General features: G+C 69.0%; 18 protein-coding genes and 1 tRNA gene. 6 read left to right on the forward strand and 13 right to left on the reverse strand.

The genetic code is table 11. The features are described 5' to 3' along the window. On the forward strand, positions 1-406 hold a 406-nt coding region (locus EFK10_RS14090; RefSeq protein WP_206305447.1), incomplete at its 5' end, for a TetR-like C-terminal domain-containing protein. A gap of 350 nt (positions 407-756) precedes the next feature. Here the strand turns inward: EFK10_RS14090 and EFK10_RS14095 are convergent. Together EFK10_RS14095 and dcd are read right to left on the reverse strand one after the other, a co-directional pair. Beyond that, on the reverse strand, positions 757-1,302 hold the full coding sequence (locus tag EFK10_RS14095) for a phosphoribosyltransferase (RefSeq protein ID WP_127356059.1): 546 nt from the start codon (positions 1,300-1,302) through the stop codon (positions 757-759). 5 nt (positions 1,303-1,307) lie between these two features. Further along, positions 1,308-1,883 (reverse strand): dCTP deaminase, encoded by a 576-nt coding sequence (gene dcd / locus EFK10_RS14100; RefSeq protein ID WP_127356045.1) that lies wholly within the window; start codon positions 1,881-1,883, stop codon positions 1,308-1,310. A gap of 481 nt (positions 1,884-2,364) precedes the next feature. Here dcd and EFK10_RS14105 point away from each other — a divergent pair. Continuing rightward, positions 2,365-2,438 (forward strand) — tRNA-Gly (locus EFK10_RS14105). Between the two features lie 51 nt (positions 2,439-2,489). Here the strand turns inward: EFK10_RS14105 and EFK10_RS14110 are convergent. From EFK10_RS14110 to EFK10_RS14160, 11 genes are all read right to left on the reverse strand, one after another. Next, positions 2,490-3,644 (reverse strand): tyrosine-type recombinase/integrase, encoded by a 1,155-nt coding sequence (locus EFK10_RS14110; RefSeq protein ID WP_127356046.1) that lies wholly within the window; start codon positions 3,642-3,644, stop codon positions 2,490-2,492. Beyond that, positions 3,644-3,844: an excisionase family DNA-binding protein gene (locus tag EFK10_RS14115; RefSeq protein ID WP_127356047.1), complete on the reverse strand. Its 201-nt coding sequence runs from the start codon at positions 3,842-3,844 to the stop codon at positions 3,644-3,646. The genes EFK10_RS14110 and EFK10_RS14115 overlap by 1 nt, the downstream gene beginning before the upstream one ends. Next, entirely contained in the window at positions 3,837-5,147 is a 1,311-nt protein-coding gene (locus tag EFK10_RS14120; RefSeq protein ID WP_127356048.1) for a replication initiator, read from the reverse strand. The genes EFK10_RS14115 and EFK10_RS14120 overlap by 8 nt, the downstream gene beginning before the upstream one ends. Positions 5,148-5,276: 129 nt before the next feature. Beyond that, on the reverse strand, positions 5,277-5,549 hold the full coding sequence (locus EFK10_RS14125) for a SpdD protein (protein WP_127356049.1): 273 nt from the start codon (positions 5,547-5,549) through the stop codon (positions 5,277-5,279). 24 nt (positions 5,550-5,573) lie between these two features. Continuing rightward, positions 5,574-5,768 (reverse strand): hypothetical protein, encoded by a 195-nt coding sequence (locus tag EFK10_RS14130; protein WP_127356050.1) that lies wholly within the window; start codon positions 5,766-5,768, stop codon positions 5,574-5,576. A gap of 14 nt (positions 5,769-5,782) precedes the next feature. After that, positions 5,783-5,974, reverse strand: a complete 192-nt coding sequence (locus EFK10_RS14135) for a mobile element transfer protein (protein WP_127356051.1) — start codon at positions 5,972-5,974, stop codon at positions 5,783-5,785. 12 nt (positions 5,975-5,986) lie between these two features. Beyond that, a complete protein-coding gene (locus EFK10_RS14140) occupies positions 5,987-6,580 on the reverse strand; it encodes a DUF2637 domain-containing protein (RefSeq protein ID WP_127356052.1) in 594 nt (197 codons plus the stop codon). A 2-nt stretch (positions 6,581-6,582) separates the two neighbouring features. After that, positions 6,583-6,789, reverse strand: coding sequence for a hypothetical protein (locus tag EFK10_RS14145; protein ID WP_127356053.1), 207 nt, complete (start codon positions 6,787-6,789; stop codon positions 6,583-6,585). A gap of 81 nt (positions 6,790-6,870) precedes the next feature. Continuing rightward, positions 6,871-8,247, reverse strand: coding sequence for an FtsK/SpoIIIE domain-containing protein (locus EFK10_RS14150; RefSeq protein ID WP_127356054.1), 1,377 nt, complete (start codon positions 8,245-8,247; stop codon positions 6,871-6,873). After that, positions 8,247-8,606, reverse strand: coding sequence for an SCO3933 family regulatory protein (locus tag EFK10_RS14155; RefSeq protein WP_127356055.1), 360 nt, complete (start codon positions 8,604-8,606; stop codon positions 8,247-8,249). The genes EFK10_RS14150 and EFK10_RS14155 overlap by 1 nt, the downstream gene beginning before the upstream one ends. Before the next feature lie 186 nt (positions 8,607-8,792). After that, the gene (locus EFK10_RS14160) at positions 8,793-9,581 is read right to left on the reverse strand and encodes a GntR family transcriptional regulator (RefSeq protein WP_127356056.1); all 789 of its coding nucleotides are present in this window, start codon (positions 9,579-9,581) and stop codon (positions 8,793-8,795) included. Between the two features lie 106 nt (positions 9,582-9,687). Between EFK10_RS14160 and EFK10_RS14165 the strand changes: the two genes are divergently transcribed. From EFK10_RS14165 to EFK10_RS14180, 4 genes are read left to right on the forward strand one after another with little or no spacing between them, the layout of a single operon-like run. Further along, positions 9,688-10,095 (forward strand): NUDIX hydrolase, encoded by a 408-nt coding sequence (locus EFK10_RS14165; RefSeq protein ID WP_127356060.1) that lies wholly within the window; start codon positions 9,688-9,690, stop codon positions 10,093-10,095. Between the two features lie 46 nt (positions 10,096-10,141). Then, on the forward strand, positions 10,142-10,564 hold the full coding sequence (locus EFK10_RS14170) for an ATP-binding protein (RefSeq protein WP_127356057.1): 423 nt from the start codon (positions 10,142-10,144) through the stop codon (positions 10,562-10,564). Between the two features lie 2 nt (positions 10,565-10,566). Then, the gene (locus EFK10_RS14175) at positions 10,567-10,917 is read left to right on the forward strand and encodes a hypothetical protein (RefSeq protein ID WP_127356061.1); all 351 of its coding nucleotides are present in this window, start codon (positions 10,567-10,569) and stop codon (positions 10,915-10,917) included. Next, complete coding sequence (locus EFK10_RS14180) at positions 10,914-11,240, forward strand: hypothetical protein (RefSeq protein ID WP_127356058.1); 327 nt, start codon at positions 10,914-10,916, stop codon at positions 11,238-11,240. Before EFK10_RS14175 ends, EFK10_RS14180 begins: the two co-directional genes overlap by 4 nt. Positions 11,241-11,457: the final 217 nt, after the last annotated feature.

An 11,457-nucleotide genomic window follows, 5' to 3' on the forward strand; every position in this document is an offset into this window, starting at 1 on the left:
CCCGCTTCCGCCGCTGCCCGACACCGGCGACCTGGAAGCCGATCTGCGCACCGCCGTCCGGCTCACCGTCGAGATCGTCTCGGCCATGCCCACGTGCCTGATCCTTCCGGCCCTGATCGCCGACATCATCGAGGACCCCTCCGGCACCGCAGGTTTCGCCGAACTCATCACTCCGCGCCGCGCATCCGTCGTGAAACTACTCGACAAGGCACGCAACGAGGGCCGGCTCCCACCGGAGACCGACACCACCTTGATGGTCGACGTCTATGCGGGAACCGTCGTCTACCGCGCTTCGCTAAGCCAAGAACCACTGGACGACGTGGTGATCGACCAGATCGTCAACCTCCTCCTGCACGGGTGCATCCCGACCCAGCCCCCGCCCCGCGACCAGAAGGTCACTTCATGACGACGCACCACGACCGGAGCCACGACGAACCCACTGTGCGGACACGGCCCAGCGTCGACCACGACCCCATGCCGCTCGGGCCCGAAGGCCAGCGTGGCTGTGGTGACCTGGTGGTAGCCGAGAGCCTCCGCGACGACCGAGGCGGGCATCTCCAGCACGTGCTGTCGAATCGCGGCTGTTCGGCCGGCGGTGGTGCTGGTCGGAGTCCCGTTCCCGGGCCGTCTGTGGGCCGTGGAGGGGTACCCGAGGACGACCAGCACTGACAGGGGCCGACCAGCCGAGAGCGCCTCAGCAGGCCGGGGCCGGGATGGGGGGTCTCCGACCGCCTAGTTCGCCCGGGAGGGTAGCAGTCAGGCAAGATGAGGGGGTTTCTTGCTGGTCAGCGAGAGGGCTTCTTTTGATGGAGTGACCGGCTCACCAGACTTACGTACTGGAGGCAAGACACTCCACGGGAAGTTGATCCAGTCATCGGTCCGCTTCCACACGTACTCGCACTTCACCAGCGACTGCGTCTTCTCGTAGATCACCGCGCTGCGCACCTCCGCGACGTGATCCACGCAGAAGTCGCGCACCAGCTTCAGCGTCTTCCCGGTGTCCGCCACGTCGTCGGCGATCAGCACCTTCTTCTCCGAGAAGTCGATCGCGTTCGGCACCGGCGCCAGCATCACCGGCATCTCCAGGGTCGTCCCGACCCCCGTGTAGAACTCCACATTCACCAGGTGGATGTTCTTGCAGTCCAGCGCGTACGCCAGGCCACCCGCCACGAAGACCCCGCCCCGCGCGATCGACAGCACTATGTCCGGCTCGTAGCCGTCGTCCGCGATCGTCTGCGCCAGGTCGCGCACGGCCCGGCCGAAGTCCTCGTACGTCAGGTTCTCCCGCGCCTCCGAGGCCATGTGCGTCACACCCGCGTCCGGTGGAAGTTCATGAACGACCGCGACGGCGTCGGCCCCCGCTGCCCCTGATACCGCGACCCGTACTTGTCCGACCCGTACGGGAACTCCGCCGCCGACGTCAGCCGGAACAGACACAGCTGCCCGATCTTCATCCCCGGCCACAGCTTGATCGGCAACGTCGCCACATTCGACAGCTCCAGCGTCACGTGCCCCGAGAACCCCGGGTCGATGAACCCCGCCGTCGAGTGCGTCAGCAGCCCCAGCCGGCCCAGCGAGCTCTTGCCTTCCAGCCGCGACGCCACGTCGTCCGGCAGCGAGATGACCTCGTACGTCGACGCCAGCACGAACTCGCCCGGATGCAGGATGAACGCGTCATCCCCCTCCGGCTCCACCAGCCGCGTCAGGTCCGGCTGCTCGACCGCCGGATCGATGTGCGGGTACCGGTGGTTCTCGAACACCCTGAAGAACCGGTCCAACCGGACATCAATGCTCGACGGTTGCACCATCGACGGCTCATACGGGTCCACGCGCACCCGTCCGCTGTCGATCTCGGTCCGGATGTCCTTGTCAGAGAGAAGCACGCAACGAAGGTTACGCGGACCACGCGGCCCGGGCCGAATCCACCCCGACGCCGCGCGCCCCGCCCTTCCTGCCTCTTACCTCTTACCTCTGTGGCTCCCGCACATCCACCGGCACCGCACTCCTCAACCGCGCACACCCCGGACACCGGATCAACCGCCCCGGCCCCAGCCGGTCGGCCCCGAGGTTCTGCATCGGAAACGTAGTGATGCTGAACACGTGCCCCTCGGCACAACGAACGACGGTGCGATCCATCGCTCTCCTTCCCTGCACGCCAACGACGAAAGCCACATTAGGGGATCAATCACCCACCCCACACGCGGCACTCCGCACCCACCCGCACCAGGAAATCGCCGCCCAACCTACGCCCCACCTCACCCCCCCGCACCACTCCCGCACATCACAAAGGCCCCTCGACGCATGCGTCCGGGGCCTGCCATGGGGTACAGTGTGCGACGATGAATCGCCCTCAGGGCGATCTTCGCGGGTGTAGTTTAATGGTAGAACATGAGCTTCCCAAGCTCAGAGCGCGGGTTCGATTCCCGTCACCCGCTCCACGACAAAGGCCCAGGTCAACGACCCGGGCCTCGTTTGTTGTCTAGACCTCTTTACCCCTCCCGTGCCCGTTGCGTGCCCGATGCCTCGCGGGACGCATCACGTTGTGCCCGTACGCGCGCGTCGAGTGCGGCGGCGACTTCCTTCTGCCGGTCGAGGTTCGAGTGCTGGTAGATCATCGCAGCGCGCTCGGAGGACTGGCCGGCCCGGACCATCGTGTCTTTGAGGGTCGCGCCCGACTGCGTCGCGAGGGTGTGACCGGTGTGTCGAAGATCGTAGAAACGGAAGTTGTCCGGCAGTCCCGCCTTCACACGAGCCTTGGCCCACTTGCGGCCGAATGACGTCCGCCGGAACGGTGCGCCTTTCTCACCGACGAAGAGCAGCCCATTGGACTCCTTTTGGGCGAACCACTTCAGGTGGCGCTCCACGTCCTTCTGCATGAAGCCCGGCAGCACCATGAACCGCTTCCCCGCCTCGGACTTCGTCTCTCCGACCACCCGCCGACCAGTGGTCAGCTCAGGAGCCGCCCGACGTACCCAAATGCCGAGCGGCGCCAGGCTGACATCCGGCCGCCGCATCTCCGCCTGCTCCTCCGGGCGGGCCGGTCCGTAGGCGGCGATGTAGACCATCAGGCGCCAGCGAGGCCCGATCGCGTCGGCGAGCGCGTCCACCTGGTCCACGGTGGCCACGGGCCGCTCTTCGGCCGACTCCTTGCCTGCCCCGCGGATCCGGCAGGGGTTGCGGCGGATCAGTTCGTCATCAACGGCCGTTTCAAGGATGGCTTTGAGCAGCCGGTACGACTTCGCGACGGTAGTCGCCCCCGTCGCCGTCAGCCGCTCCGTCCGCCAGGTCCGGACACGGGGCGGGGTGATCTCGTCGAGGTCCCATTGGCGGAAAGTCGGGAGGATGTGCAAGCGCAGAAGCCGCCGGTACAACTGATCTGTGGTTGCCGACAGATCCCGCTCATCTACCCATTGCCCCGCGTACTCAGCAAAGTTGACCGCGCCCGCGTCGGGATCCTGCCAGTCGCCCTTGCGTACCTCAGCCTGCCTTTCGGCGAGCCAGTCGTCCGCTTCTCCCGCCGTCGCGAAGGTGACGGGTGCCGGCCGGTCGACGCCGTCGGGCCCGAGATAGCGCGCCTGATAGCGGCCGGAGACCAGCTTGCGAACCCGTCCGAAGCGCCGCTTCTTCATCGGCTTCCTGGCCATCAGGCGACCCTCCTCAGCCGGGAGAGTGGCTGCACCGTGTTGGCGTCGATGAAGGCGGACAGCGCGCTCTCCGGGATGCGGATGTGCCGACCGACCTTGACGAAGGTGATGCGCCGCTCCGCAATCAAGCGGCGCGGGAACCGCTCTGTGGTGCCGAGCCGTTCGGCGATCTGGGCCACGGAGAGATACCGCTCAGCCATAGGTTGGTTCTCCTTCCGTTCCGGGGGCGGGTGCGACGGATGCTGCTAGCCAGGCTTCGCCGGAGGTGAGGCCGGTTCCGGCGAAGACCCAGTGCGCGAGGACGAGGGTGGTTTCCTCGGTCTGGCCGTGGGTCTGGCCCTCGGGAGTGGCTTGGGCGCGGCGCCATTCGGCGCGGGCGTCGCGGAGGGCGCCGAGGGTGGTGGAGTAGCGGCGGGATTTGGTGGAGAAGTGGCCGCGGAAGCCGAGCATGTGGGCCCAGGCGCGGAGCCGTAGGTCTTCGAGTTCGGGGCGGGCGCCGAGGGCCCATGCGGTGCGGATCATGCGGCGGGCGTGTTCGCTGATGTCGAGGTGGCCCAGTTCGGCGATGAGCCGTATGGGGCGGTCGAGGGTGCCGGTCGCTGTCTCGGCGCCTTTGGTGGCGTACTTGGCGATGTAGGCCGCGACGGCGCGTTCGGTCAGCTCCTGGCCGCCGTTGAAGTCGGCCGTGCGGATGGTGCGGATGTCGAGCTGGCGGCCGAAGGCGAAGGTGTGGGCGCGGTCGTCGATGACCGGGCCGTCCACGGTGGCTTTGGCGGTGGCGGCGCGGATGGCGTCGGTCAGCAGGTCTGCGGTGGCCCAGGGCGGGGGCGGGGTGTCGCCGGCTTCGGGGCCGTCGAGGCGGATGACGGCGTGGAAGTGGATGGCGCCGCGCTTTTGGTATTCGGCGACTTTGGCGAAGGACACGCGGGCGTGCTGGCGGAAGGTGCGTTGGGTGAGTCCGGCGAGCTTGGCGATCTCGCGGCGGAGGTAGATGGTGAAGCGCCGCCAGAGGGGGCCGGTGTGGGCGTTCCAGAGCACGGACGCTTCGTAGTCGTACGCCTCAGGGTCGAGCGGGGTGCCGAGGGCGTCGTCATCCTGGTCGTGGCGCACGCCGCAGCGGCAGCGTCGGTTGTCGGGGCGGTTGTGGACGGGGCCAAAGCCGGGAGCGGTGAAGGTGGCGAAGACGCGCGGGTGGGTCGCTACGGCGTCGGGGATGCCTTTGCCGCCGCGTAGTCCGGCGGTGATCAGGTGGAAGGTGTCGCGGCGGTAGGTCTCGGCGCAGGCCGGGCAGCGGGTGGCGCGGCGGTTGTTGCACCGCATGAGGAGCTGGCCGGCGGGGAGCTGGGCGGAGTCGAGGTGGTGGAGGACACGGCCGATCTCGCCGGTCGTTGTGTTCAGGTCGTGTTCGGTGCGGTGGCCGTCGAGCCGGACGGGGCGGGTGCAGCCGCCGAGCCCGGAGAGCTGGCGGAGCAGGGCGGGCATGGTGCCCAGCGACGCGAGCATGCCGAGTTCGGGCAGCGGGGGCGGGGTGTTGCGCGCGATGATGGTTCTCTCCTCTTCGGCTTTGGTCGTGAGGGGTTGGGCTCCCGGGGCGGCAGATGCTTGGCGGTATCGAGGCCGCCCCGGAAGCCGTCAGCGCCGGCTCTGGGCGCGGAGCAGGGAGCGCAGGACCACGGCGGCGATGGCCACGGAGACGGCCGAGACGGCGACGGCGGTCAGGAGCGCGGTGAGGACGACGCCCACCAGGACCACGGCGCCGACGACACCGGCGCCCACACTCAGCGAGGGCGTTGAGCCAGGAGCTGGGGCGACGTGCTGGCAGGAGCAGGCCGGGGCGTGGCTGTGCTGGGCGGTGATGGTCGGGTGGGTGGGCGTGGGCGCTACGGGGAGTTTTGGGCGGAGCATGGGAATCACCTCTCAGCTAGTCGTCTAGTTATGTGTGCCGTTGACGATGTCGACGCCGGTTCGCGTGCCGGAGTCGATGGCGGGGGCGAGGAAGGTGTCGGCGAGGTAGAAGCCGAACAGGGCGATCACGACGGCGACCCACATGCGGACGCCGAGGAACTTGATCGCGAGCCAGGCGACGAGGCCCAGGACGACGACCAGGGGCAGGCTGACGGTCACGGGAACGGGTCCTTTCAGCGGGCGGGGCAGCGGTGGGTGCGGGCGGCGAGTTCCGCGGCGGCCCGGCTGTCGTAGTCGGCGGAGAAGCCGCAGCGCGGGGCGGTGCAGGCGGCGGTGTGCTTCTCGCGGCCCCGGCTGTCGAAGCCGGTGGCGACCTGGACAGGGCCGATGCGGATGACGTTGCGGAAGCGGCGGGGCGCGGACATGACGTGCTCCTCTCAGAGCTGGGCGGCGATGGCTTCGGCCAGCGACACCGGGACGCCGAGGCGGGCCCGCAGGGTCGCGGTGTCGATGGGGGTACCGGTACGGGTCCGGTGCTCGGAGGCGACCTTGCGGGCGTGCTCCACCAGGGCGGCCGGGACGTGCGGCTCGGGCGGTTCGGGCACCGGGTCGACGGGAGCCACTTCGGTCACCTCGGGTTCCGGCTCGGGTACGGGTTCAGCGACAGCCGGGGCCGTATGGGCGAGAAGCGTGCCGCCGAGGAAGGCGACCGCCGGCCACCCGGCGACCAGGATGCGCAGCCAGGTCGGGACGCCCGTCAGGTCGAGCATTCCGGCGGTGGCGACGTTCGCCCCGAGGGATGCGGTCAAGGCGATGATGAACCAGCACCACCCGGCCGCCCGAGAGCTCCCGGACCGCAGCCGCCGCCAGGCCGCCACGAGCAGCAGGTCGACGGAGATGGGATAGGCCCACGCTTTCCAGCCGTCCTGTCCGGCGGCCGAGGCGATGTCGTGCAGGTGGGCGAAGGACAGCGCGGCAGCGATGACCGCCTGTACGAGCACGGCGTCGACGCGGGCCAGTGGTGCGCGCACGGCTACTCGCCGTTGAGTCGGTCGGAGTTGGCGCGGGCGTTGGCCGCGACCTCGGCCGCTTCGGCGTCGTGCGGGGAGTCGGCGGCGATGCGTTCCAGCAAGTCGGCTTTGCGGGCCATCAGTGTGGTCAGGTCGCCGGTCCGCGACTTGCGGTAGGCGGCGAGGTCGGCGAGGAAGGCGGATATCTCGGCGACGGAGGGGCGGGACATGGGCACGCCTTTCGGTTTTGGGCATGGCGGGGGTAGGGACGTGGCGTGAGGCGGTCGCGCCGACCGTGGGGGAGCGGTGGTTCAGTCGGTCACAGGACGGGGCTTGACCGCCGGGACCGGGCTCTTGACCACTCGTACGGGCACGACAGGGCGGAAGGGCTGGAGCGCGGCCAGGTCCGGTACGAGGTCCGCCGTTTCGCGGCAGACGGCGGCGGCATCGCTGAGCGACAGATAGGGCGTACGGATCCGGGACCAGCCGCCGGAGGTGTCCCCGGCGACGGCCAGGCCGGGGCGTTCGGGTGCGATGGCGCAGGCGGCGCCGACTGCTTCGGGGGCGATGTCGCCGAGCGCCATCTTGGCCGAGGCCTCGTCGTTGACGCGGTGGCAGACGCGGCCGGTGAGCTGGGCGCGGAGCATGGTGGCGCCCTTGCCGAGTTCGGCGCCGAAGCGCTGCCCGCACACCTCCAGGTAGATGCCGGCGGCGCGGCCCAGTTGGGCGAGCCGGATGAGCTGGGTGACCATCTCGTCCCGCCTCTCCTCGTCCTTGCGGTTGGCGACCATGAACAGTTCGGCGACCTCGTCGACGAACAGCACGACCGGCACCGGCCGTTCAGCTTCCGGCAGCCCCCAGATGTCGGAGGTGATCTCCTCGTCCGGGATGTCCTGGGCGATGCCCTGCCGGGCTCTGATCAGGTCGTAGCGGTCCTCCATGAGCTGTACGAGCACCGGCAGCAGCTTGGCCGCCTGATCGGGCTCGGTCGCCAGGGCGGACAGCCGGGGCGCGAACGGCGCCAGCTCCACCCCGCGCTTGCAGTCGATCCCGACCAGCGCGACCGGCTGCGGTGCCAGTCCGGTGACCAGGTGCCGCAGGTACATGGACTTGCCCGACAGGGTCGCGCCGAGGGTGAGTTGATGCGGGATGGTCAGGTAGTCCCGTACGAACGCGGTCGCGTCCTCCCGCAGCGCCACCGGCACCTTGAGCAGGCCGCCGCCGACTTTGCGGGGCATCTTCACCTTCCGCAGCACGTCGTAGCCGACGAGCCGCAGTTCGACCACACCGGGCTTGATCTCGGACACGTACACGGCATGGACGCCCCAGGCGTGCCGCAGCCGTTCCGCCGAGGCCGCCACATCCGCCGGTTCCTGGCCCGGAGCCAGCCGCAGCCTCAGCCGCAGGCCGGTCGAGGCCGGGCGGATGATGCCCCGGCGGGGCGGTACCGGCCGCACCTCACGGCGGGTGGTCGCCCGTATCGCCATGGCCCGGAGCCGGGACGGGGCGACCGTCAGCCCGCAGGCGTCCATGACGGCGGCGTACGAGCCGACGAGCCGGACCGTGGAGGCCGGCAGGCCGACGGTCGACCAGTACACCGCCGGGTGCTGGGCCCGGAGGTACGCGGCCCCGCCACCGATCGCAGCGACCGGGCCCCCCACCTCCAACAACGTCACCAGGTCTGACATCAGGCTGCCGCCCCGGAGGCCTGGGCCGGGAAGGTCCCCGGCGCGACCGCAGCAGCGCGGAAGGCGATCCCGTGCCGCTGCTGGCCGTTGAACACGCTTTCCCACGGCCGGGCCACCAGGCCGACCAGCGAGACCGGAGCTCCGAGGGTCAGCCCCTCGGTGATACCGCTTTCCGGCACGGTGACCTGAATCAGCGAGGACTCCCCCGCGTCGATGAAGACGACGCCGAGCTTCACCAGTGCCTCGCCACTCAGGGCGTCCTTGGCAATCTCGCCGGTCTGTCGGTCCTTGACCTTCGGCTCCGGGGCCTCGGTCAGCAGGATCGTCGCGGACGAGGTCTCAACTCGGATGCTGCGCAAGATACTTCTCCTTCTGTGGTTGCCATCTAGTCGTCTATACAAGATGCATTGAGGTGATCCCGGTTGGGGAACGGGGACCACTGTAACCACAGACTTGCCCACTCGTCTATACGAGTATTCCTGTTGGCGTGTACGAGTTCGTGGGAGCCACCCGCGAAAGCTGCCGTCACGCCTCATCGCCCCGCCTCAGGTCGCCGGAAGCTGGTATGCGAGGACGTACGCGTCAGCAGCCATGACCGTGTCGCACACCTCCACGGCGCGCCCCTCGGTGTCGTACGCGGTTCGGATCAGGTGGATGATCGGCACACCTGAGGCCAGTTGCAGCGTCTTAACCTCCTGCGGAGAGGGCATCCGCGCGCGGATCTCCTCCTCGAAGTGGTCGAGCCTGTGCCCCAGCTCCTCAAGCCGGGCGTAGATGCCACCGGGGCCGGGGTTCGGCTCGGCGATCGGCGTATTCCGGGCCAGGTCCAGCGGCAGGTAGGAGGTAGCGAACTCCACCGGCCGCTTGTCCAGCAGATACCGGCGCCGACGGGCCAGCACCCGGCGAGGCGAGCCCAGCCGCGCCGAGATGTCCTGCGAAGGCCGCTCCTCCTTCACCTCCAGGCTGTCCACCTCCGGACGGCTCCCGGCGGCGTCCGCCTCCACGATGAACGCCGACTTCCCCTGCTCGCGGTGGCGCCGCGCGAACCGGTCGGAGGCCAGCCGGCGGACCGGCGGCCGCGGCCGCACGAACACTCCCTTGCCGTGCTCGGCCAGCACCAGCCCTTCCCCCTGAAGCACCGAGAAGGAGTTGCGGACCGTCATCCGGGACACGCCATAGTGCTCAACCAACTCGGCCTCCGACGGAAGCTTGTCCCCCTCCGCGAAGCGCCCCCTGTCGATGGCCTCGCGCAGCTGATCGGCGATCTGCCGAAACACCGCGCGGTCACTCGTCGGATCAAGCGCCCCAAGGGCACCCGAGGGAAGAGAAGGCATCTGCACTCCTTTAGGTATCTAGACGAGCGGCTGAGTTTTGTTGCTACGGTGGAGAGCCTAGCCAGCCGAGAGGGCCGAGAACGTGAGCACTGAGCGTCCGCACTCCGTGAGCGTCGCCGGGGTCATCATCGACGACCACGGCCGGGCCCTACTCATCAAGCGGCGCGACAACGGCCAGTGGGAGCCTCCCGGCGGCGTACTCGAACCCGGCGAGACCATCCCCGAGGCCCTTCAGCGTGAAGTCCTCGAAGAGACCGGCATCAAGATCGCAGTCCCGGCCACTCTCACTGGCGTCTACAAAAACATGACCGGCCTGATCGTCTCCCTCGTCTTCCGCTGCGAAGCGATCGACGGGGCCCCGACCACCGGCGAGGAGACCCGCGCCCTGCGCTGGGCCACCCGCGAAGAAGTCACCGAGCTTGCCGACGAGGCCTACGCAATCCGCGTCCTGGACGCGCTGGACTCGGCATCCCCGCCGGCCGTCCGCGCCCACGACGGCGTCAAACTCGTCTAGCCCGAAACCTCTACCCATGGCGGCCTACCAGCACGAAGGAACTTGTATGGACGAGTATACGAGCAAATTGCGGGTCTGGGGACTGACTTGCCCAGGTTTCCCCGAAGAGGTCAGCCGCGCCCGCCGCTGGACCCGCGACATCCTCAGCCACAGTCCCCACGCCGACGACGTCGCCCTCATCGTCAGCGAACTCGGCGCCAACGCCCTCGTCCATACCGCCAGTGGTGACGGCACCGGCACCTTCCACATCACCCTGGCCCTGTCCGACCTGGTCATCGCGATCTCGGTAACCGACTCCGGCAGCGGCACCGCCCCCACGATCGAGCACCCCGGAACCGATGCCACCCACGGCCGCGGGCTCGGCATGGTCGCCGCCCTTGCCGACAACGTGGAAATCCACGGCGACCACCACGGTCACACCATCACTGCGGAACTCCTCATGCCCCATCCCGGAGTCGCCGCGTGCTGACCATGGACGAACTCCACCTCCGCCAGGAATCGCCCCTCGCCGCCGGCTACTGGTGCGAGGTCATCGCCTACACCCCCCACGACGGCCGCGCCTTCTGGCTCGGCTCCCACCCAGCCACCACACCCCGCCTCGCCCTGCGCTGGCTCCATGAACGCGGCTATCACGTAGCCGATCAACTCGACCCACACGCCGCCCTACCGGTCCACCACTGGGTCACCGACCAGCGCGAGCACGAGCGCGCTTTATCCCACCTCGCCCAGGGCGCCATGTACGCCCACACGATCTTTGATGACACCACCCGCTACGTCCTGACCGCCCGCCCCACCGGCACCACCCTCAGACAGGCACCATGAGCACTAACGAGCCCCAAGAACCCACAGCAGCCCGGATCCGAGCCGAGGCCGAACAGTGCTACCGGTACGAGATCAGCGCCACCATGAATGCCGTTGTCCGCGCCTGCGCCGTCATCATCCGCGACTACAGCCACCGCGGCTTCTGGTACCCCGCCGACGACACCAGCCACGAAGGCGCCCACCACCTAGCGCTGATCCACAGTGCCCGGCGCCACATCCTGCACCGGCTCCAACTCACCATCACCGCAGCCGAAACCGTCTTCCACGACATCGAGACCGAGCATGACCGCCACCGCAACGACCCCAACAACCCGACTGAGTAACAACTTTCTCTACGGGTTCAAGACACCCGGCTGCGCTCCGCTTCGCCGGGCGCGCTCCCGGCCGGCGGCCGCGCCCGCGCTCCTGTCTACGCCCCGCTCGGCACGGCCGCAGGCCGTCGCGCGCCCACACATGGATAGGCCCGAAGGCATGAGGCGAGACCCGAGCCGGGGCCGGTCGGCTCCGAGACTTTAAGGTCCGTCCCTTGGGACGAGCCTC

The organism is Streptomyces soli, assembly GCF_003999195.1.
In the GTDB taxonomy this organism is placed as follows: Bacteria; Actinomycetota; Actinomycetes; order Streptomycetales; family Streptomycetaceae; genus Actinacidiphila; species Actinacidiphila soli.

Coding starts and splice junctions, on each gene's coding strand:
- EFK10_RS14095 (WP_127356059.1), bottom strand. CDS start 1,302: ATGGCCTCGGAGGCGCGGGAGAACCTGACGTACGAGGACTTCGGCCGG.
- EFK10_RS14110 (WP_127356046.1), bottom strand. CDS start 3,644: ATGGCCAGGAAGCCGATGAAGAAGCGGCGCTTCGGACGGGTTCGCAAG.
- EFK10_RS14115 (WP_127356047.1), bottom strand. CDS start 3,844: ATGGCTGAGCGGTATCTCTCCGTGGCCCAGATCGCCGAACGGCTCGGC.
- EFK10_RS14120 (WP_127356048.1), bottom strand. CDS start 5,147: ATGCTCGCGTCGCTGGGCACCATGCCCGCCCTGCTCCGCCAGCTCTCC.
- EFK10_RS14125 (WP_127356049.1), bottom strand. CDS start 5,549: ATGCTCCGCCCAAAACTCCCCGTAGCGCCCACGCCCACCCACCCGACC.
- EFK10_RS14135 (WP_127356051.1), bottom strand. CDS start 5,974: ATGTCCGCGCCCCGCCGCTTCCGCAACGTCATCCGCATCGGCCCTGTC.
- EFK10_RS14145 (WP_127356053.1), bottom strand. CDS start 6,789: ATGTCCCGCCCCTCCGTCGCCGAGATATCCGCCTTCCTCGCCGACCTC.
- EFK10_RS14150 (WP_127356054.1), bottom strand. CDS start 8,247: ATGTCAGACCTGGTGACGTTGTTGGAGGTGGGGGGCCCGGTCGCTGCG.
- EFK10_RS14160 (WP_127356056.1), bottom strand. CDS start 9,581: ATGCCTTCTCTTCCCTCGGGTGCCCTTGGGGCGCTTGATCCGACGAGT.
- EFK10_RS14170 (WP_127356057.1), top strand. CDS start 10,142: ATGGACGAGTATACGAGCAAATTGCGGGTCTGGGGACTGACTTGCCCA.
- EFK10_RS14175 (WP_127356061.1), top strand. CDS start 10,567: ATGGACGAACTCCACCTCCGCCAGGAATCGCCCCTCGCCGCCGGCTAC.
- EFK10_RS14180 (WP_127356058.1), top strand. CDS start 10,914: ATGAGCACTAACGAGCCCCAAGAACCCACAGCAGCCCGGATCCGAGCC.